This window comes from Nitrospirillum guaranorum, assembly GCF_034653275.1.
In the GTDB taxonomy this organism is placed as follows: Bacteria; Pseudomonadota; Alphaproteobacteria; order Azospirillales; family Azospirillaceae; genus Nitrospirillum.
This window is the reverse complement of sequence record NZ_JAYEES010000004.1, coordinates 1,729,208-1,749,354: the sequence shown is the minus strand read 5'-3', so window position 1 is coordinate 1,749,354 and position 20,147 is coordinate 1,729,208. Positions and strand designations below refer to the sequence as shown.

At 69.4% G+C, this 20,147-nt stretch carries 13 protein-coding genes; 7 read left to right on the top strand and 6 right to left on the bottom strand.

The genetic code is table 11. The annotated features are described in order from the left end of the window. Nucleotides 1–19 precede the first annotated feature (19 nt). On the bottom strand, nucleotides 20–3,232 hold the full coding sequence (locus UAJ10_RS29355; RefSeq protein ID WP_322918935.1) for an efflux RND transporter permease subunit: 3,213 nt from the start codon (nucleotides 3,230–3,232) through the stop codon (nucleotides 20–22). Beyond that, nucleotides 3,229–4,716: an efflux RND transporter periplasmic adaptor subunit gene (locus UAJ10_RS29350; RefSeq protein WP_322918934.1), complete on the bottom strand. Its 1,488-nt coding sequence runs from the start codon at nucleotides 4,714–4,716 to the stop codon at nucleotides 3,229–3,231. The genes UAJ10_RS29355 and UAJ10_RS29350 overlap by 4 nt, the downstream gene beginning before the upstream one ends. A gap of 718 nt (nucleotides 4,717–5,434) precedes the next feature. Between UAJ10_RS29350 and UAJ10_RS29345 the strand changes: the two genes are divergently transcribed. The 7 genes from UAJ10_RS29345 (at nucleotide 5,435) to UAJ10_RS29315 (ending at nucleotide 14,495) form a co-directional block, all read left to right on the top strand. After that, nucleotides 5,435–5,680 (top strand): hypothetical protein, encoded by a 246-nt coding sequence (locus tag UAJ10_RS29345; protein ID WP_040842394.1) that lies wholly within the window; start codon nucleotides 5,435–5,437, stop codon nucleotides 5,678–5,680. Between the two features lie 75 nt (nucleotides 5,681–5,755). Then, complete coding sequence (locus UAJ10_RS29340; RefSeq protein ID WP_322918933.1) at nucleotides 5,756–7,510, top strand: ABC transporter permease; 1,755 nt, start codon at nucleotides 5,756–5,758, stop codon at nucleotides 7,508–7,510. A 19-nt stretch (nucleotides 7,511–7,529) separates the two neighbouring features. Then, on the top strand, nucleotides 7,530–8,939 hold the full coding sequence (locus tag UAJ10_RS29335; RefSeq protein ID WP_322918932.1) for an ABC transporter ATP-binding protein: 1,410 nt from the start codon (nucleotides 7,530–7,532) through the stop codon (nucleotides 8,937–8,939). A 162-nt stretch (nucleotides 8,940–9,101) separates the two neighbouring features. Further along, complete coding sequence (locus UAJ10_RS29330) at nucleotides 9,102–11,306, top strand: prolyl oligopeptidase family serine peptidase (protein ID WP_322918931.1); 2,205 nt, start codon at nucleotides 9,102–9,104, stop codon at nucleotides 11,304–11,306. A 108-nt stretch (nucleotides 11,307–11,414) separates the two neighbouring features. After that, on the top strand, nucleotides 11,415–12,707 hold the full coding sequence (locus UAJ10_RS29325) for an AMP-binding protein (protein WP_322918930.1): 1,293 nt from the start codon (nucleotides 11,415–11,417) through the stop codon (nucleotides 12,705–12,707). Continuing rightward, nucleotides 12,704–13,447, top strand: coding sequence for an SDR family NAD(P)-dependent oxidoreductase (locus UAJ10_RS29320; RefSeq protein ID WP_322918929.1), 744 nt, complete (start codon nucleotides 12,704–12,706; stop codon nucleotides 13,445–13,447). The genes UAJ10_RS29325 and UAJ10_RS29320 overlap by 4 nt, the downstream gene beginning before the upstream one ends. A gap of 13 nt (nucleotides 13,448–13,460) precedes the next feature. Then, entirely contained in the window at nucleotides 13,461–14,495 is a 1,035-nt protein-coding gene (locus tag UAJ10_RS29315; protein WP_322918928.1) for a ketoacyl-ACP synthase III, read from the top strand. A 190-nt stretch (nucleotides 14,496–14,685) separates the two neighbouring features. On the opposite strand, the gene UAJ10_RS29310 is transcribed toward UAJ10_RS29315, so the two are convergent. From UAJ10_RS29310 to UAJ10_RS29295, 4 genes are all read right to left on the bottom strand, one after another. Then, nucleotides 14,686–15,138, bottom strand: a complete 453-nt coding sequence (locus tag UAJ10_RS29310) for a flagellar biosynthesis repressor FlbT (protein ID WP_322918927.1) — start codon at nucleotides 15,136–15,138, stop codon at nucleotides 14,686–14,688. A gap of 261 nt (nucleotides 15,139–15,399) precedes the next feature. After that, complete coding sequence (locus UAJ10_RS29305) at nucleotides 15,400–17,265, bottom strand: flagellin N-terminal helical domain-containing protein (RefSeq protein WP_322918926.1); 1,866 nt, start codon at nucleotides 17,263–17,265, stop codon at nucleotides 15,400–15,402. Nucleotides 17,266–17,464: 199 nt separating this feature from the next. Beyond that, nucleotides 17,465–19,411 (bottom strand): tetratricopeptide repeat-containing glycosyltransferase family protein, encoded by a 1,947-nt coding sequence (locus UAJ10_RS29300; protein WP_322918925.1) that lies wholly within the window; start codon nucleotides 19,409–19,411, stop codon nucleotides 17,465–17,467. A gap of 159 nt (nucleotides 19,412–19,570) precedes the next feature. Continuing rightward, nucleotides 19,571–20,140, bottom strand: a complete 570-nt coding sequence (locus UAJ10_RS29295) for a hypothetical protein (RefSeq protein WP_322918924.1) — start codon at nucleotides 20,138–20,140, stop codon at nucleotides 19,571–19,573. Nucleotides 20,141–20,147 lie beyond the last annotated feature (7 nt).

Below are 20,147 nucleotides of genomic sequence, written 5' to 3'. Positions count from 1 at the left end.
GGGATGGCCGCTCCGCGCCTCAATCCGCCAGGCCAGTCAAGGGCGGCGGGGCGCCGGGGGGCACGTCCTCCGTCCGCTCGCCGCCGGTGCGCCGGGCGACCCAGGCGCGCAGGCGTTCCATGTACAGGTAAATCACCGGCGTGGTGTACAGGGTCAGCAGCTGCGACAGGATCAGGCCGCCGACGATGGTGATGCCCAGCGGCCGGCGCAGCTCCGATCCCGTGCCGTGCTCCAGCGCCAGGGGCAGGGCGCCCAGCAGCGCCGCCATGGTGGTCATCATGATGGGGCGGAAGCGCAGCAGGCAGGCCTCCACGATCGAGTCGTGGGGTGACTTGCCCTCCACCCGCTCCGCCTCGATGGCGAAGTCGATCATCATGATGGCGTTCTTCTTCACGATGCCCATCAGCAGCACGATACCGATCAGGGCCACCAGCGACAGGTCGTTGCCGGTCAGCCACAGGGCCAGCAGGGCGCCGATGCCGGCCGACGGCAGGGTCGACAGGATGGTCACCGGGTGGATGATGCTCTCGTACAGCACGCCCAGCACGATGTAGATGGTGACCACGGCGGCGGCGATCAGCCATGGCTCGCTGGCGATGGAGGTCTGGAACTCCGCCGCCTCGCCGGCGAAGGACCCGGTCACCGTGTCCGGCATGCCGATGTCCTTCTCCGCCTTGGTCACGGCGTCCACCGCGTCGCCCAGCGACTGGCCCTCGGCCAGGTTGAAGGTGACGGTCAGGGCCGGGAACTGGGCCTGGTGGTTCACCGTCAGGGGCGCGCTGGTGGTCTCGATCTGCACCAGCGAGCTCAGCGGCACCTGGGTGTTGGTGGTGACCTGGGTGCTCTGCGCCACCGTGTTCACCGCCACCGGCCCGCCCGTGCTGGGCACGTACAGGCGGCCCAGCGCCTCGGGGCTGGACTGCAGCTTCTCAGGCACCTCCAGCACGACGCGGTACTGGTTCATCTGGGCGTAGATGGTGGAGATCTGGCGCTGGCCAAAGGCGTCATAGAGCACGTCGTCGATGCTCTGGATGCTGACGCCCAGGCGGGCGGCCAGGGCGCGGTCGACGTTCAGCACCACCTGGCGGCCGTTGGTCTGCTGGTCGCTGGCCACGTCGCGGAACTGGGGCAGGCTGCGCAGCTTGGCCACCAGCTTGGGCGCCCATTCCGCCAGTTCCACGCCATCGGCGTCGGCCAGGGTGTACTGGTACTGGGTGCGGCTGGCGCGGGCGCCGATCTGGATGTCCTGCACCGACTGGACGTAAACCTCGCCCTGCACACCCGACAGCTTGTGGCTGAGGCGCACGGCGATGGCGTCGGCGTTGGCCGATCGCTCATCCCGGGGCTTGAGGCCCACGGACAGGTGGGCGGTGTTGGGGGTGGGGTTGACGGTGCTGGCGCCGGCGAAGCTGGTCACCGACACCACGTCGGGGTCCTGGGCCACGATGTCGGCCACCTGCTGCTGCAGGCGGCGCATGGACGCGAAGGAACTGTCCTGGTCGCCGTCCACGGTGATGGCCAGGATGCCGGTGTCCTGGCTGGGCAGGAAGCCCTTGGGCATCCACATGTAGAGGACGACGGTCAGCACCAGGGTGCCGATGGCCACCAGCAGGGTCAGGAACTGGAAGCGCATGACCACGGACAGGGTCCGCTCATAGCCCTTCAGCATCCAGTTGAAGCCGGCTTCCGTCCATTCCAGGGGGGAATACTTGGCCCAGCGCGCGCGGCGCCGGTGGGCGGCCTGCTCATCGGCATGGCTGCGCAACAGGCGGCCGCACATCATGGGCGTGACGGTCAGCGACACGACGGCCGAGGCGACGACGGCGATGGTCAGGGTCAGCGAGAATTCGCGGAACAGGCGGCCGATGATGCCGCTCATGAACAGCAGGGGGATGAACACCGCCACCAGCGACACCGTCAGCGAGATGACGGTGAAGCCGATCTGCTTGGCGCCCTTGTAGGCGGCGGGCAGGGGGGCCTCGCCCGCCTCGATGTAGCGGATGACGTTCTCGATCATGACGATGGCGTCGTCGACGACGAAGCCGGTGCCGATGGTCAGCGCCATCAGCGACAGGTTGTCCAGGCTGAAGCCGCACAGGGCCATGACGCCGAAGGTGACGATCAGCGACAGGGGCAGGGCCACGGCCGGGATGACGGTGGCGCGGCCGGACCGCAGGAAGGCCAGGATGACCAGCACCACCAGCACGGTGGTCAGCACCAGGGTTTCCTGCACGTCGCGCACGCTGGCGCGGATGGTCTCGGTACGGTCGGCGACGATGGTCAGCTTGATGCCGGCGGGCAGGGCCGATTGCAGCTCATGCAGCTTGGACTTCAGGCGGTCGGCCGTCTCCACGATGTTGGCGCCGGGCTGGCGCTGGATGTCCAGCAGCACGCCCTGCTTGCCGTTGAACCAGGCGCCCACCCGGGAATTCTCCAGCCCGCGGGTCACCACGCCCACGTCCTTCAGGTGGACGGGGGCGCCGTTCTTGTAGGTGACGATGACGTCGGAATACGCCTCCGCCTTTTCGATCTGGTCGTTGGCGGTGATGGTGTAGGCCTGCGCGACGCCGTCGAAGCTGCCCTTGGCCTGGTTGACGTTGGCCTTGCCCAGGGCGCTGCGGATGTCCTCCATGCTCAGGCTGTAGGCGGCCAGGCGTTCGGGCTGGATCTGGATGCGCACGGCCGGGCGCTGGTTGCCCTGCACCGTGACGCGGCCCACGCCCGACACCTGGCTCAGCTTCTGGGCCAGCAGGCTGTCGGCCGTGTCCGACAGGGTGGCGATGGGCAGGGTTTCCGAGGTCAGCGCCAGTGACAGGATGGGCGGGTCCGCCGGGTTGACCTTGGCGTATGTGGGCGGATAGGGCAGCGTCTTGGGCAGGGTGCTGCCGGCGGCGTTGATGGCCGCCTGCACGTCCTGCGCCGCGTCGTCGATGTTGTGGCCCAGGCCGAACTGCAGCGTGATGTTGGACACACCGAAGCTGGAGATGGACGTCATGACGTCCAGGCCGGGGATCTGTCCCAGCTGGCGTTCCAGAGAGGCGGTGATCAGCGTGGCGGTGGTGTCGGCGCTGGCGCCGGGCAGCTGGGTGGTGACCTGGATGACGGGGAAGTCCACTTCCGGCAGCGACGACACCGGCAGCGCCCGATACCCCAGGAAGCCCACCAGCACGATGCCGATCGCCAGCAGCGTGGTGGCGATCGGCCGGGCGATGAAGGGGGCGGAAACGTTCATCGCGGCTGGCCGCCCTGATTGCCCTGGCTATTTCCTTGCGCCGGCTGGCCATTCGCCGGCTGGTTGGGATTGGGGGCGCCCTGCGGTGTGGGGCCTTGCGCCGGGTCGCTGCCCGGCTGGCCGCCCTGGTTGCGGCGGCGGTGATGCTCACCCTCGGGGCCGGCCTGGCCATTGCCCGACGCCCCCCCTTGGCCTTGGCCGCGGTGGTGCTGGCCGGTGGCGCCCGCGGGCGCGCCGGCGTCCGGCGCTGCCCCCGCCGGGGCGGCGATGTTGATCTTGGCGCCGTCCTGCAGGCGGTCCTGGCCGTTCACCACCACGCGCTCACCCACCTGCACGCCGTCCGACAGGGCGGACTTGTCGCCCTCGTTCAGGATGACGGTGACCGGGCGGGGGGTGACGGTGTTGTCCTCGTTGACGATGTAGACGAAGGTGCCGTTGGGGCCGTGCTGAATGCTCGAGGCCGGCACCACGGCCAGCTTGGGCTTCACCTCCAGCAGCAGGCGCATGTTGACGAAGCCGCCCGGCCACAGGCGGTTGTCCTTGTTGGGGAAGGACGCCTTCAGCTTGATGGTGCCGGTGGTGGTGTCGACCTGGTTGTCCAGGGTGGTCAGGGTGCCCTTGTCCAGCTGGCGGCCGTCGGAGCTGACGGCCAGCACGCTCAGCGTCTCGCCCTTGGCCAGGTGGGCGTTGATGACGTCCAGCTGCTGCTGCGGCAGGGTGAAGACGCCCGAGATGGGCTGCATCTGGGTGATGACCACCAAGCCGGTGCTGTCGCTGGAACTGACGATGTTGCCCACGTCCACCAGGCGCAGGCCGGTGCGGCCGTCGATGGGCGCCTTGGTCACGGTCCAGTCCAGGTTGGTGCGCGCGGTTTCCACCGCCGCCTGATCGTACTTCAGCGTCGCCTCGTACTGGGCGACGGTGGCCTTCTGCGTGTCATAGGTCTGCTGCGTGCCGTACTTCTCGGCCGCCAGGGCGCGGTACCGCTCCAGATCCAGCCGGGCGTTGGCCAGTTGCGCCTGGTCCTGCGCCACCTTGGCCACCGCCTGGTCGTAGGCCGCCTGGTACAGGCGCGGGTCGACCACGGCCAGCGTGTCGCCGGCCTTCACGGTCTGGCCTTCGGTGAAGGCGACCTTGGTCAGCTGGCCGCCGATGCGGGTCTTGACCGTGACGGTGTTCAGCGCCTGCACCGTGCCCAGGCCGTCCAGGTAGACCGGCATGTCGGCCAGCACCACCGGCGTGACCGCCACGGTGGGGATGGAGAAGCCGCCGCCGCGACGCCCGCCGCCGCCCCCTGGGCCCCCGGGGCCACCGGGACCGCCCGGGGGCGGGCCGCCAGCGCCGGGCCGGCCGCCCGGTGCCCCACCTGGCGCGCCCATGGGGCTGCCCGCGTCCTGGCTGCTCGGCTTCTTGTGCATGACCCACCACGCGCCACCACCCAGCAGCACCACGACCAGGGCAGACACCCAAACACTGCGTCGCATCGAAATCCCAACCTTCCCGATGATCTCTGGAACCCGGGTTTATACGCCGGCCGTCCGAAGATCCTGTTGTCTCGTTCATTCTCATGGACGGGCGCGGCCGGTAAGATTTGAAAAGGCCCGTACCCGACTGCCCTGCCTAGTATTTCGCGCTTCCTCTTACCCCGAAAACCGCCAGGCGTCAGCACCGCTTGCACCCGGCCGCCTGGGTCCGCTTCGGCGTTTTCCCATGGGGCCATCCCGCCCCCGCCGGCCGGCAGGCTATAGCGGTGCCGGGTGACGGTTTTATGTCATCCCGCACCGGATACCACCCGCGCCAATTGGCGCATGGCGGGGGGCCACGCCCCCGGGAAGGGGGGCCGCGACCGCATGATTTTGCATTGCGGCAAATCGCGCTCTGGTTTGGGGTTGACGCAGGTCCCCCACCCGGTTTATTGGCGGGCCGTCGGTTGTCCTCCGCCGTCTGGAACCCCGGTTCCGCGCGACGGGCGGCACGCCGTCAACCCCACGAGAACAGTCACCCTGAGAATGAACCCTCGACCTAGTGAGAGCGGCGCGGACCCGTTTGGCCGGACCCATCCGGCGCGACTGGTCGCCTCAGACCGCCAGCCGGGACAGGGGTGTGGGTGGGTGTGTCGGGCCCCTCGCTGAGACGGGGGCGTTGACGCCCCCATCCCCGCCTTCGTCCCCGCCGGGCACCGGCCGCGTGACGGAGGCAGCAATGGCCCTCAACAAGACCCGTTTTTCCGCCGGGACCGATCCCGTGTCCGCCGTCATGGCGGCGGCGGCCCGTGCCGCGCAGGCGCAGCGCGCGGCCCTCTCTGGCCATGGCCTCACCCTGGTGTGGCGGCAGGATGCCGCCGGCCGTCCCGTGATGGGCTGGATGCTGATGCGCCGGCCGGTGGCCGCCAACGATATCGCCGCCAACGACGCACCGTCGGAGGGCCGAACGCGGTACGCCCGCTGACCGGTACCTGATTCCCCTGACGCTGTTGGGGCCCGACTCCGCCTCTGAAACCATGGGTGACGGGGGGAACGGCCAATGACGATGCACGTCCTTCACGGCGGCCGTGACGGGCTGGGATCCCCCAGCCCGCTGGCCCGCCTGGCGCCGTCCCGCTGGGATGTGGTGGCCCTGCCGCTGGTCCTGGGCCTGCTGGCCCTGCTGGTCTTCGGCGGGCACGAGGTGGCGCAGCCGCTGTCGCAGCTGGAACGCACGCCCATCACCCTGGACCCATGGACCCTGCCCTACTATGCCCTGCGCACGACGTTGCGCATGATGGCGGCCCTGGGCGCGTCCCTGCTGTTCACCCTGGTCTACGCGCCGCTGGCGGTGAAAAGCCAGCGGGCGGGGCAGATCCTCATCCCGGCGCTGGACATCCTGCAGTCCGTGCCGGTGCTGACCTACCTGTCCTTCACCGTGACCTTCTTCCTGGGATTGTTCCCCGGCCAGGTGGTGGGGGCGGAGCTGGCGTCCATCTTTGCCATCTTCACCAGCCAGGCCTGGAACATGACCTTCAGCTTCTACCAGTCGCTGCGGACGGTGCCGTCCGACCTGGAGGAGGTCTGCACGGGCTATCACTTCTCCACCTGGCAGCGCTTCTGGCGGCTGGAGGTGCCCTTCGCCATCCCCGGCCTGGTCTGGAACATGATGATGAGCATGTCCGGTGGCTGGTTCTTCGTCGTGGCGGCCGAGGCGGTGACGGTGGGCAGCACCACCATCACCCTGCCGGGGGTGGGCGCCTACCTGGCGCTGGCCATCGAACAGCGCGACCTGGGCGCCATCGGCTGGGTCATCCTGACCATGCTGGGCGTCATCATCCTCTATGACCAGCTGCTGTTCCGCCCGCTGGTCGCCTGGGCGGACCGCTTCCGCGCCGACACCGTGCAGGCCGAGGAACGCCCGACCTCCTGGGTGCTGACCATGGTGGAACGCTCCACCCTGTTCCGCACCCTGGGCCGCCCGGCCGGGGGTGCCGCCCGCGCCACGTTGCGCTGGCGCCTGCCGGCCCTGCCCAGGCTGCCAGCACCCAAGCTCAGCCCCCGGGCCGTCCGCATGGGGGACTATGTGTGGCAGGGCGCCCTGGCCGTCATGGCGCTGTACGTGGCGGTGCACGGCATCCAGTTCATGGCCACCGGCGTCACCTGGGGGGATGTCGGCCACGTCGTGCTGCTGGGCCTGGCCACCATGGGCCGGGTGGTCGTGCTGATCGCCCTGGCGGCGGTCATCTGGGTGCCGATCGGGGTGATGGTGGGCATGCGCCCGCGCCTGGCCGCCATCGTCCAGCCGCTGGCCCAGTTCCTGGCCGCCTTCCCGTCCAACCTGTTCTTCCCCGTGGCGGTGGCGGCCATCGTGCACTGGACGCTGAACCCCGACATCTGGCTGTCGCCGCTGATGATCCTGGGCACGCAATGGTACATCCTGTTCAACGTGGTGGCCGGGTCGCAGGCCTATCCCGTGGACCTGCGCGACGTCATCGCCAACCTGCGCCTGCGCGGCTGGCGCAAGTGGCGCGACGCCCTGCTGCCCGGTGTCTTCCCCCATCTGGTGACGGGGGCCATCACCGCCAGCGGCGGCGCCTGGAACGCCAGCATCGTGGCCGAGGCCGTGTCCTGGGGCGATACCCACGTCCAGGCCCGTGGACTTGGCGCCTACATCGCCCAGATGACGACGGACGCCGACTTCCCCCGCCTGGTGCTGGGCAACGTCGTCATGGTCTGCTTCGTCGTGCTGTTCAACCGCCTGGTCTGGCGCCCGCTGTACGCGTACGCCGAACGCCGCCTGCGCGTGTCCTGAAGGAACGGAGGTCCCCATCATGAACCTGACCCCGAAATCCCTGCGCGCGGTCCTGGGCGCGCATGCCCCGGCCGACCTCGCCGCCGCCGGAGTCGCCCCCAACGGGGCGCCCTCCGGACCCCGTCCGCTTCCCAGTGGCGTGCCCATCCTGACCGTGAAGGACGTCTGCAAGCGCTACGCCGCCGACCCCGACAGCCCCCTGGTGCTGGACGACGTCAACATGACGGTGGACCGGCGCGAGATCGTGGCCCTGCTGGGGCGCTCGGGCTCCGGCAAGTCCACCCTGCTGCGCATCATCGCCGGCCTCCTGTCCTCGACCTCGGGCCAGGTGTCCGTGGCGGGCAAGCCGGTGTCCGGCCCGGCCAACGACGTGGCCATGGTGTTCCAGTCCTTCGCCCTGTTCCCCTGGCTGACGGTGCTGGAGAACGTGCAGGTGGGGCTGGAGGCGCGCGGCGTGCCCCCGGCGGAGATGCGCAAGCGCGCGCTGGCCGCCATCGATCTCATCGGCCTGGACGGGTTCGAGAACGCCTATCCCCGCGAACTGTCGGGCGGCATGCGCCAGCGCGTGGGCTTCGCCCGCGCCTTGGTGCTGGATCCCGGCATCCTACTGCTGGACGAGCCGTTCTCGGCCCTGGACGTGCTGACGGCTGAAACCGTCCGCACCGACTTCCTGGACCTGTGGGGCGATGGCCATCTGGCCATCGGCGCCGTGCTGCTGGTCACCCACAACATCGAGGAGGCGGTGCAGATGTGCGACCGCATCCTGGTGATGTCGTCCAACCCCGGCCGCGTGGCGGCGGAGATCGAGGTGACGCTGCCCCATCCGCGCGTGCGCACCGATCCGGCTTTCCGCCAGCTGGTGGACCACATCTACGGTCTGATGACCCGCCGCCGCAAGGCGGCCCCGGGCATCGCCGAGACGCTGGCCGCCGGCCTCAGCCTGCAGCTGCCGCATGTGTCGACCAACGTTCTGGCCGGCCTGATGGAGATGGTGGATGCCGAGCCGCACAACGGCGTGGCCGACCTGCCCGTCATCTCCTCCGCCCTGCAGATGTCCACCGATGACCTGCTGAAGGTGGCGGAAACCTTGCAGATGCTGGGCTTCGCCGAGGTGGTGGAAGGCGACATCCGCCTGTTGCCCCCGGCGCGGCAGTTCGCGCAGGCCGAGCTGGACGTGCGCAAGCGGCTGTTCGCGGACCACCTGCTGCAACGCATCCCGCTGGCCAGCCACATCCGCCGCGTGCTGCAGGAACGCCCCAACCACCGCGCCCCCCGGCCCCGGTTCGAGACGGAGCTGGAGGACCATATGTCCGAGACGGCGGCGGATGAGACGCTGAAGGCCATGATCAGCTGGGCGCGCTACGCCGAGATCTTCGCCTATGACGGCGACACGGCGCAGTTCCACCTGGACGCGGAGGAAGAGGCTTGATCTTAGGACGCCCTCAGGCGCCGGGCGGGCGCATCCGCGCCCTGGGCTTGTCCTCAGTTTCCAGTCCGCCTCCAGCTGATAGGGGTCGATCCTGAAAGGGCTTGGCAGGACGGGCCGCCGGTGGTGCACTGCGCGGCCCGTTCCCTTTTTCGGAAAACGCCCATGGCCCGCCTGGCTGCCCCCCATCTCATCGCCCTGTCCTTGGCCGGAATGGCGTGGTTTGGCGGCGGCGCCGGGGCCGTGGGCCTGCCCTCCACCCCCGCCAGGCCGGTGACCGACAGCTTCTTCGGCCAGACGGTGGCCGATCCCTACCGCTGGCTGGAGGACTGGTCCGACCCGGTGGTGAAGCGCTGGTCGGCCGATGAAAACGGCTACAGCCGCGTCTACCTGGACGCCGTGCCCCAGCGCGCCGCCATCAAGGCCCGTTTGGAGTCGCTGATCGCCTCCGCGCCCAGCCGCTATTCCGGGGTGCGCGCCGCCGGCGGCCATCTCTTCGCCCGCTATACCGACCCGCGCCTGCAACAGCCGCAGGTGGTCATGATCGATGACGGGATGACCACGGCGCCATCGCGCGACCTGACGGTGAAGGTGATCATCGACCCCAACAAGATCGATCCGCACGGCCTGACGGCGGTGGACTGGTTCGTGCCTTCCCCCGATGGTCGGCTGGTGGCCGCCAGCCTGTCCACGGGCGGCAGCGAGAACGGCAGCGTCCACGTCTTCGACACCGCCACCGGGGCGGAGGTGTGGGAGGTCATTCCCCGCGTGCAATACCCCACGGGCGGTGGCGACCTGGCCTGGTCGGCCGACGGCAAGGGCTTCTGGTACACCCGCTACCCGGGGGAGGAGCGGCCGGAGGCCGACCGTCATTTCTTCATGCAGGTCTACTGGCATCCGCTGGGTGGCGATCCGCGCAACGACGCGTATGTGCTGGGCCGCGACTTCCCCCGCATCGCGGAGGTGGAGCTGGACAACCGCGAGGGCACCGGCCCGCTGGTCATCTCCGTCGCCAATGGCGATGGCGGGGAGTTCGCGCACTTCTTGCTGCCCCAGGCGGCCGGTCCCACCGGCACCCCGGTGCCGGTCACGCGGTTCGCCGACAAGGTGGTGGCGGTGGCGCCCGGGCCGGACGGCGCGCTGTATCTGATTTCCCGTTTGAACGCGCCGGCGGGGCGCCTGTTGCGCCTGGCCCCGGGGGACACCAACCTGGCCCATGCCAAGGTGCTGGTGCCGGAGGGCAAGGCGGCGCTGCTGTCCGACCGGGGCTCCCACTCCCTGGCCGTTACGGACAGCCGCGTCTATCTGCGCCGTATCGAAGGCGGCCCCATCACCGTGGCCATGGTGGCGCCCGCCACGGGCCAGCCGCTGGGCCCGCTGCCCCTGCCGCCGGTCTCCGCCAATCATGAGCTGGTGCCGCTGGCCGGCAACCGCGTGCTCTATGACATGACCACCTACCTAAAGGCGCCGGTCTACGCCATCTATGACGAGCGCCGGCAAAGCATGGACGAGACCAAGCTGTCGGCCGCCGGCGGGCTGGATTTCAGCGACGCCGAGGTGGTGCGCGACATCGCGACCTCCGCCGATGGAACCTCGGTGCCGGTCACCCTCGTCATTCCGAAGGGTGCGCGCAAGGGCGGCAAGGCGCCGGCCTTGCTGACCGGCTATGGCGGCTTCGGCGTCAGCCTGACGCCGAATCAGCTGACGGCGGAACAGCGCCTGTGGCTGGATGCCGGCGGCATCTACGCCATCGCCAACCTGCGCGGCGGGGCGGAATTCGGTGAGGCCTGGCACGACGCCGGCCGCCTGACCAACAAGCAGCATGTCTTCGACGATTTCGCCGCCGTGGCCCGCCTGCTGGTGCAGCGCGGCTATACCGATGCCGACCATTTGGCCCTGATCGGCGGCAGCAACGGCGGCCTGCTGATGGGCGCCACCCTGACCCAGCATCCGGAACTGGCCCGCGCAGTGGTGGGCACTGTCGGCATCTACGACATGGTGCGGACGGAACTGGACCCCAACGGCGCCTTCAACATCACCGAATACGGCACGGTGAAGGATCCGGCGCAGTTCCAGGCGCTGTACGCCTATTCCCCCTACCACCATGTGACGGATGGGGTTCGCTATCCCGCCGTGCTGCTGGCGACGGGGGAGAATGATGGCCGGGTGAACCCCATGCATTCGCGCAAGATGGTGGCGCGGCTGCAGGCGGCCAACCCCGCCGGCCTGCCCATCCTGCTGCGTACCACCGCCAATGCCGGCCACGGCCATGGCAGTTCCCTGGCCGAGCGGGTGGCCCTGTCGACCGACGTCTACGGTTTCCTGTTCGACCAGCTGGCCATGACCCTGCCGGCGGCGCCGGCCAAGTGACGCATTACGGCCAATGGTGCATTAAGGCTGTCGCGGGCGGGGCGGCTGGCCCATAGTAGGGGCCTGTTTTTCCTGGTCCTATTCCCCCGCAAGGAACCGCCTGGTGCCATGACGTCCCCGCCCGCCGCCCCGCCGCCATCCCCCGCCCTGGCGGATGGGCTGGACTGGCTGGACCCCGCCTGCCGGCTGGTCCAGGGTGGCCTGTCCTATGACCGGGCGGCCTTGCTCGGGCGGGCGCGGGATCTGGCCGGCCGGCTGCGGCCCGCCACCCGCGTGGCGGCGGCGGCGGCCACGCCGCTGGCCGTGGCGGTGGCCCTGCTGGCGGCCCGCCTGCTGGACGCCGAACTTTTCCTGATGCGGGGCACGGCGGTGCCCACCGGGGTGGACGCGGTGGTGGATGCCGACGGCGGGGTAACGTGCCCCGGTGGTGCTGTGCCCGGGGGCCCGCCCGGCTTCACCCTGGTGCTGGAAAGCTCCGGCACCACCGGTACGCCCAAGCGTCTGCGCCACGCTTTCGATCGGTTGGCGGCCCGGATCCAGCCGGGGCGGGGCCGGGGCAGCGTGTGGCTGGCCACCTTCGACCCTGGCGGCTATGCCGGCCTGCAGGTGCTGTTGACCGTGCTGAGTGGCGGCGGGACGCTGGTGGCGGGCGACGCCCCCGACGTGCCGGCGCTGGCGGACCTGGCCCAGCGCCATGCCGTCACCCACATCAGCGCCACGCCCAGCTTCTGGCGGGCCTTCCTGCTGACGGGCGGGACGCCGCCGCTGAAGGCTGTGACCCTGGGGGGCGAGGCGGCGGACCAGCCGTTGCTGGACCGGCTGGCGGCGGCCTTTCCCAACGCCGCTGTGCGCCACATCTATGCCAGCACGGAGGCGGGCGCCCTGTTCGCAGTGGCGGACGGCAGCGCCGGCTTCCCCGCCGCCTGGCTGGAAACAGGGGTGGAAGGCAGTGAGCTGGCCATCCGCGACGGTGTGCTGTGGGTTCGGGGACCCCGGCTGGCCACCGCGCTGGCCGGCGGCCGCCTGCCGACCGACGCCGGTGGCTGGTTTGCCACCGGCGACCGGGTGGAGGTCGTGGGCGATCGGGTGCTGTTCCGGGGGCGAGAGGACGGTGTGGTCAACGTCGGCGGCGTGAAGGTCATGCCGGATGAGGTGGAGGCCTTGATTCAGGCGGTGCCGGGCATCGTCGACGCCGCCGTGCGGGTGCGGGCCAGTCCCATCACCGGGCACCTGTTGACGGCGCAACTGGTGGCGGTTTCAGGCCAGGATCCCGAGGCCCTGCGCCCCCGGGTGGCGGCGGCCCTGGCCGGCCTGCCGGCGGCGGCCCGCCCCCGGCGGCTGGAATTCGTTACGGAATTGGAACTATCCCCGTCGGGCAAAAAGAAACGGGTGCAGGAATGAGTGACCATATCATCGTCACCGGCGGCAGTCGGGGGCTAGGCTTGGCGCTGGTGCGCGCGCTACTGGCGGACGGCTGGCGCGTCTCCACCTGCGCCCGCAGCCCGACGGCGGAGGTGGAGGATTTGGCGGCCCGGCACGGCGACCGCTTCCTGTTCCAGGTGGCGCAGGTGGGTGATGCGGGGCAGGTGACGGCCTTCGTCGACGCCGCCACGGCCTGGGCCGGCGGGCTCTATGGCCTGGTCAACAACGCCGGCATCGCGCGCGAAGGCATCCTGGCCACCTTGCCACAGGTGGAAATCGACAGCTTGATTCAAACCAACCTGAACGGCGCCATCCAGGCGGCCCGGGCTGCCCTGCGGCACCTGCTGCGCCGCCCCGCCACAGCGGGACCCGCCGGCGGCCGCATCATCAACATCTCTTCCATCATCGGGCAGCGCGGCTACACGGGCCTTGCCGCCTACGCCGCCACCAAGGCGGGGATGGACGGCATGACCCGGGCCCTGGCGCGCGAGGTGGGGCGGCGGGGCATCACCGTGAATTCGGTGGCGCCGGGCTATCTGGAGACGGAGATGTCGTCGACACTCAGCGCCGGCCAGCGCGACCAGATCATCCGGCGCACGCCCCTGGGCCGCCTGGGCACGGCGGACGACGTGGTACCGGTGGTGCGCTTCCTGCTGAGCCCCTCCGCCGCCTATATTACCGGGCAGACCCTGGTGGTCGACGGCGGCATCAGTTGTTGATGGGAGATCGTTGATGGCGTTGGCCCGGTTGAACGGCGTGGCGGTGCGGGGCATCGTCTCGGCACTACCGGCCCGGGTGGAGTATACGGCGGACCTGGCCGCCCGCTTCGGGGAAGAGGCGGCGCGCCGGCTGGCCACCGCCACCGGTATCCATGCCCGCCACTTGGCGGCGCCCGGCCAATGCACATCCGACCTGGCGGTGCCGGCGGCCCAGGCGCTGTTGGACGGGCTGGGCTGGCCAGCCGACAGCGTCGACCTGCTGGTCTTCGTCAGCCAGACCCACGACCAGGTGCTGCCGGCCACGGCGTGTCTGGTGCAGCGGCGGTTGGGTCTGGCCAAGAGCGCGGCGGCCTTCGACCTGTCGCTGGGCTGCTCCGGTTACGTCTACGGACTGTGGGCGGCGGGGTCGGCGCTCGCCTCGTTGCTGCCCCGGGCCGATGGCCGGCCGGCGCGGGCCCTGTTGCTGGCGGGCGACACCACCAGCCACATCCTGGATCCGGACGACCGCGCGGTGGCGCCCCTGTTCGGCGACGCCGCCGCCGCCACGGCGCTGGAGATCGACGCCGCGGCACCGCCCATGATCGTGGACGTGGGCACGGACGGCGCCGGCGCCCCTTATCTCATGGCGGCGGGTGGGGCCATGCGGGCGCCGGGCCAACCGCCGCGCCTGTTCATGGACGGCACCCAGGTTTTCGCCTTCACCCTGCGTGAGGTGCCAGGCGCCATCGCCGCCACCTTGGCCGCCGCCGGCTGGACCGCCGCGGATGTGGACCGTTTCGTCCTGCACCAGGCCAATGAAATGATGATCCGCCGCCTGGGCCATAAGATTGGCGCCACGGATGAACAGTTGGTGCTGGCCCTGGCCCGCCATGGCAACACCAGTTCGGCCAGCGTGCCGCTGGCCTTGACCGACGCGGTGGCGGCCGGTCTCAAGGCGGGGGCCTTGCGGGTCTTGTTGTCCGGATTCGGGGTGGGATGGTCCTGGGCCACGGCGGCGGCCACCTTGGGGCCGCTGGCCGTGTGCGAGACCATTGTGTTGCCGGCCTGAAAGGCCGGGCCTTATACGCGCGGCATTTGAACGTGACCGTTCAAATGCTCCCTCAGTCGCCGGGCGGCGGACATCCGTCCGCCTAGGCTTGTCCTCGCTGTGCCCCCCTTTACGTAAACTGGGGGTGCTCGCTCCGGCGGCCCCAGTCGGGGCCTACAGCGGCACGAGTCTCCATCTCGTGCCGCTGGTATTATTCCTCCACGGCGGGGGCGGCCACCTTGCGGCGGCGGCGCACCACCTCCACCGGCGGCTTGGGTGCCGGCGCGGCCTCGGCCGTTTCCTTGATGTCGAACAGCTTACGGCACAGCTTCAGGGCGCGATAGTTGTTGCCATCGCGCACCAGCGCCTGCACCTCGTCGAACAGGTCGGCCTTGTCGGGGTGCTGTAGCCGCGCCTCTTCCAGGATGGCGGCGAAGTGCACCATGTTGGTGCCGGCGTCCTCGGGGAAGATGTAGATCAGCTGGATGATGAAATAGAGCCGCTTCTCGATGGTGTCGCAGTTCTCTTCCTTCAGGATTTCCCGGCCGCGCAGGAAATTCACCTTGTTGTAGAAAAACAGCGAGACGGGATGGTCGCCGATGCCGATGACGGCGCCGTTGACGATCAGCTTCTCTCCCGGGCGTAACACCAGTTTCAGCGGCAAGGGGGCAATCCTTCCTTCAGAACGCCGTCCCGGGGCCAGGGCCCGGGGCGAGGGTCCAACCGTGCGGCCGGACCGGGCAAAACCTTAAACGAACGAAGCCGCCCGGATGGGCGGGCGTATGCGCGCACCCCTACGAATTACGGCAGCAGACCCTGTCCGGTCATCAAAAAACCGCCGGCCGCTGGAATTGCCTGGCCAAAAAAGAAGGTGGCGGACGTTGCCGTCCGCCACCCTCCGTACTTCCACGCTTGCGCTGATCTATTAGAACAGCTTGAGGATGGACTGCTGAGCCTGGTTGGCCAAGGACAGGGTGGTGACACCCAGGGACTGCTTGGTCTGCAGGGCCAGCAACTGGGCGCCGGCTTCGTTCTGGTCGACCTGCGTCAGGTTGTCGGCACCATCCTGCAACACATTGTTGAACGCGTTCGTGAAATCCGAACGGGTCTGGATGATGTTCAGGTTGGTGGCGAGCGTCTGAGAGGCGGAGCGCAGAACGTTGGTCGCGTTGGTCAGCTGGGCCTGGGCCTTATCGATGTCCGCGCGATCCAGGAAGTTGTTCTGGGCGTAATCGACGGCCAAACCCTGGCCCGAGGTGGTGACGTTGGTCGCCGCCACGGTCAGGCCGCTGCTGTTGTTCTCGTTGAACTGGACGCTCAGATCGTTCGACGTGCCCGCCGCGGTGGTCTGGGACGTGCTGATGTTGGCGGCTTTGTTGGCGCTGGCCGCCTGCCGGACGTTCGAAGCGTCGATGTTCAGACGAACGGTGCCGGTGTCGAACGAGAAGGCGTTCTCACCATTGGACAGCTTGGAGTCGCCGCGCTCGTTGTTGCCGGAACGGGTCACGGAGACACCGTTCAGGTCCGTGGCGGTCACGGAGACGTCCACGTTCTTCTCAATGGTGGACGTACCGTTGCCGGCGGTACCCAGGGCTTCCAGCGAGGCGCGGTCGATGGTGAAGGACACCACCGTACCCGACGAGAAGGACAGGGATACGTCCTTGGTCAGCGCGTTGGACGCCGAGGTGCCCAGCGAGAACGAGGCGGCGGTGCCGGCGGTGGCGCCGGCGGTGATGGTGAACTGGTTGTTGGCGCCGCCCGTGCCGATCGTGAAGCCCGAGAACGCGCTGCCGGCGGTAGCCGCGGCGGCGGAGATCACCGCCTTCAGGTTGGTGGCGATGTTCTTCTGACGGGTCGCGGTATCCGCAGCCGACACGTCGCCCGCCGAGGCGGTGTAGGTGAAGGACGTGCCGTTGATCGTGGCGGTGAAAGTGTCGCCCTGCTCGATATTGCCGGTGATGGACACCTGCGAAACCTGCGGGGTGCCAGACGAACCGGCCGTTTGCAGCGTGTTGGTGGCCGACTGGGTGTTGTCGAAGAAGTTGATGGTCCGCGACTCGTCGCCTTCCGTCACCACGACGCTGCGCTGCTGGCCGACCGCGCCACGGGTCTGGATGGAAATGTCGGCGAAGTTGCCGGCGGTCGAGCTCAGCTTGCCCGAAACCTTCAGGCCGAAGACACCACGCGCGGTCTCGGCATTGGCGATGTCGCCGGCGGCGCCGGTGATGGCGCCGGTGCCGGAAATCTTCACCGAGTAGGTGTCGGCGCCGGTGATGTTGGTCACGCGGGCGTTCGAGACCGAGGTGATGGAATTGGCGGTCGCGATCGTGGTCGATGTGGCGGCGAAGGACTGGCCATTGCCGGCAACCAGGTTCTTGCCCGAGTAGCCGCTGTCACCCGCCAGCTTGTCGATCTGGTCCTTGATGCCGTTGAACTGGTCGGCCAGCGACTTGCGGGTCGCGATGGCGCCGGCGTCCGTGCCCAGGTTGGCATAGGCGGTCGTCAGCAGGCCCTGAGCCTGGGTCACGAGCGACTGGATGGAGGTGATGCCCTGGCTGCCCGCCTTGATCGTGCTGACGGCCTGCGACATGCCGTCCTTCAGGGTGGACAGGTCGCTCGCGCGCTGATTCAGGCTCTGCGCGGCGAAGAAAGCGGTCGGACCGTCAAGGGCGGAGTTGACCTTGTTACCGGTCGCCAGCTGGTTTTCCAGCTTGCTGGTCGCGGTGTTGGTCTGCTGCAGCAGCAGCAGGTTGGTCCGCATGCTGGACGAAAGCTGAACGGCGTCAGACATAAAAAGTCTCCTTTGGAGAGGGTATGTGTCGCCCGAGTTTTTCGGACACGTTAAGTGATGACTGGTTTCAGTGACGGAGTCAAGGCGCGATTGATAAAATTTTAGACGTTTTGTCTATGTCTCAGGATTTACCCGTCGTGCCGGCCTTCACCGCGATGGTTCAATACATCACCAACCGTTGACAGATCCTTAACATGGATCAAAGCGACCGGATAGCGGTATCAGCGGCGTGTCGCGTCAGGTCGGCGGCCACCCGGGCCATGACGGGCCGCCAGTCGCCGCGAATCTCCTGCCGATAGAGGCGGGCGGTGGGATACCAGTCGCTGTCCGTGCGGCCCAGGCCCCAGCGCCAGTCGGGTATCTGCGGCAGAATGACCCATACCGGCCGACCCAGCGCGCCCGCCAGGTGGACCGGGGCGGTGCAGGAGCTGATCAGCAGGTCCGCTTCCGCGAGGATGGCGGCGGTATCGGCGAAATCCTTGATGTCCGGGGCTAGGTCGGTGAAGGCGGCGGGCAGGTCCGCGTCCGCCAGATCCCGCCGCCCATCGCCCATCTGGATACTGAAGAAGTGCGCGCCCGGCACGTTCAGCACCGGCGTGAACGCTGGCAGGCGGGGGGAGCGCCAGCGGTCGCCGGTGAAGTTGGGGTTGCCGGCCCAGACCAGCGCGACCTTCAGGGCGGCGGGATCCGCCACGGCGCCCCGCAACCGGTCGCGCCACCGGGTCCGTCGATGGTCCTCCCCCGGCAGCCCATCCAGAGAAAGATAAGGGACCTCGTCGGGAATGGGGGCCAGTCCGGCCTGGAAAAGGCCCGGCAGGCTCATGACGGGACATTGCAGGTCGAAAGGCGGCAGCGGCCGGTCCGTGGGCGCAAGCTCCAGCCGGCCGGGGCGCCTCAACCCCTGGAACAGGGCCGCAAGCTCCGGCGGTGTCTCCACCAGGACACGGCCACCCCGGGCAGCCACAAGCGGCAGGTAGCGCGCCGCCATCAGCATGTCGCCCAGGCCCTGCTCGATATGCACCAGCAGGGTGCGGCCCGGGAAGGGCGCGCCGTCCCAGGCCGGGCGGTCGAAGGTGCGCAGGGGGTTGGCGCGGCTGTGGCGCCGCCATTCATACAGCGGCCAGCCCTTGGCGTACCGACCCAGCAGCAGGGACACCAGCGCCAGGTTCCAGTTGGCCTCCACCGCGTCGGGCTTCAGGGCCAGCGCCCTCTCCGCCGCCTGGGCCGCGTCCTCGAGTCGACCCAGGTCGTACAGGGCGGCGCCCAATGCCGTCCAGGCGCGGTGGAAGGTGGGGTCGAGGGCCAAGGCCCGGTGGTAGGCATCGACCGCGCCCTGCAAATCATCCATGGCCCGGCGGCCCATGCCGACATTCAGCCAGCCGCCGACGAAAGCGGGGTTCAGCCGCACGGCCTCCTCATAGGCGGCCAGGGCTTCGGCCGGCCGCCGCAGCTCGGCCAGGACGGTTCCCAGGTTGGTGTGCAGCTCGGCTATCCGGGGGAACAGGGCCAGCGCCTGGCGGTAGCTGGCCGCCGCCTCGTCCAACCGCTTGGCCGCCTTCAGCGCGCCGCCCAGGTTGGACAGGGCTTCGCCGTATCGCGGATCCGCCGTCACCGCCGCCTGGAAGGCGGGAATCGCCTCCGCCGTTCGTCCCGCCGCCAATAGGCAGACGCCGAGGCCATTCCATGTTTCGGGACCCGGCGCCAGCCCGCCGCCACGCCGGGCGGCCACGGCCTGCTCGTAAAGGGGCAGCGCGTCGGCGGCGCGCCCCTGTCCCAACAGGGCGGCGGCGCGGGCCTCCAGCAGCGTCGCCAGGGCACCGGCCGCCTGGGCCTGGCCGGGTTCCCCCTCCAGCACGCGCCGATACAGCGCTTCGGCCGCATCCGCCTGCCCCAGGGCCTGGTGCACCGTGGCCAGCAGCAGGGCGACGGCGGGCACGTCGGGCGCCAGGTACTGGGCCCGTTCCAGCCGGGTCAGCGCCACGGGGTCGTCCCCGCGCTGATGGGCCGCCATGCCCCAGAAATAAAGCGCCTGGGCATGGTCGGGTGCCACGGCCACCACGCGGCCGTACAGCAATTCCGCCTCCGCCAGGCGGCCGGCTTCATGGTGGTCCAGCGCCAGCTTCAGCCTGTCTTCAACGGTAGCCATGGTGATCGTGCCGTCCCGGCCGGTGCCCTACGCGATGTGTTCGCAGCATGGCCGCGAGCGGCATGCCGGTTCAAAACAAATCGCGGCCCGGATCGGAAAAGCAGGCGAACTCCGCCCCATCCGGGCGGATGGCGCCTTTGGCCGTAGGGGACGGAGATGTCAGGCGACGACGTTGACGGCCGCGGCGCCCAGGGTGACCGCAGCTACCGTCGGGCTGATCAGGGCGCTGCCCGATCCGCCGCCCCCGGTGCTGGTGGACGACGTGTCGGCGGTACCGCCGGGGGAGGTGGTGGGGCCGGTATTGGACGACGCGGCGGCGCCGGTCGCCGACTGGTCGTTGGAGGGGGCCGTCACTTCAGCTGGCAACAGCGGATTGCCGCCCTTGTAATGCGGGGCGCCCGTCGCGCGCAGGCGATATTGCTCCACCACCTGACGGGAGGGGATTTGGTAGTCGACGGCGCCGGTGGTGCTGTCGCGGAACTGGGTGATGGCGATGGCGGCCTGACTGTCATATGTGACGGCCGGGCTGATGTACGCGGGTGCGGACAGGCGCGACGTCGTCTCTTCCCCTGCCGGGGAGGTTCCCCCGGAGGTCGCGCCAGGCGTGGATGAAGCGGCCGCGGTCGTCTCGGCCGAGGTATCGTTGCTGGCGTAACCCAGGGTCGCCAGGGTCCCGTTGGGGATCTGGGCATAGGCGGAGCCAGTGCTTAACACGCCATCCAGGGCCATGGACTTC

Excerpts from the sequence above, each read along its gene's own strand:
- UAJ10_RS29355 (WP_322918935.1), bottom strand. The coding sequence starts at position 3,232 with ATGAACGTTTCCGCCCCCTTCATCGCCCGGCCGATCGCCACCACGCTG.
- UAJ10_RS29350 (WP_322918934.1), bottom strand. The coding sequence starts at position 4,716 with ATGCGACGCAGTGTTTGGGTGTCTGCCCTGGTCGTGGTGCTGCTGGGT.
- UAJ10_RS29345 (WP_040842394.1), top strand. The coding sequence starts at position 5,435 with ATGGCCCTCAACAAGACCCGTTTTTCCGCCGGGACCGATCCCGTGTCC.
- UAJ10_RS29340 (WP_322918933.1), top strand. The coding sequence starts at position 5,756 with ATGACGATGCACGTCCTTCACGGCGGCCGTGACGGGCTGGGATCCCCC.
- UAJ10_RS29335 (WP_322918932.1), top strand. The coding sequence starts at position 7,530 with ATGAACCTGACCCCGAAATCCCTGCGCGCGGTCCTGGGCGCGCATGCC.
- UAJ10_RS29330 (WP_322918931.1), top strand. The coding sequence starts at position 9,102 with ATGGCCCGCCTGGCTGCCCCCCATCTCATCGCCCTGTCCTTGGCCGGA.
- UAJ10_RS29325 (WP_322918930.1), top strand. The coding sequence starts at position 11,415 with ATGACGTCCCCGCCCGCCGCCCCGCCGCCATCCCCCGCCCTGGCGGAT.
- UAJ10_RS29320 (WP_322918929.1), top strand. The coding sequence starts at position 12,704 with ATGAGTGACCATATCATCGTCACCGGCGGCAGTCGGGGGCTAGGCTTG.
- UAJ10_RS29315 (WP_322918928.1), top strand. The coding sequence starts at position 13,461 with ATGGCGTTGGCCCGGTTGAACGGCGTGGCGGTGCGGGGCATCGTCTCG.
- UAJ10_RS29305 (WP_322918926.1), bottom strand. The coding sequence starts at position 17,265 with ATGTCTGACGCCGTTCAGCTTTCGTCCAGCATGCGGACCAACCTGCTG.
- UAJ10_RS29300 (WP_322918925.1), bottom strand. The coding sequence starts at position 19,411 with ATGGCTACCGTTGAAGACAGGCTGAAGCTGGCGCTGGACCACCATGAA.
- UAJ10_RS29295 (WP_322918924.1), bottom strand. The coding sequence starts at position 20,140 with ATGGCCCTGGATGGCGTGTTAAGCACTGGCTCCGCCTATGCCCAGATC.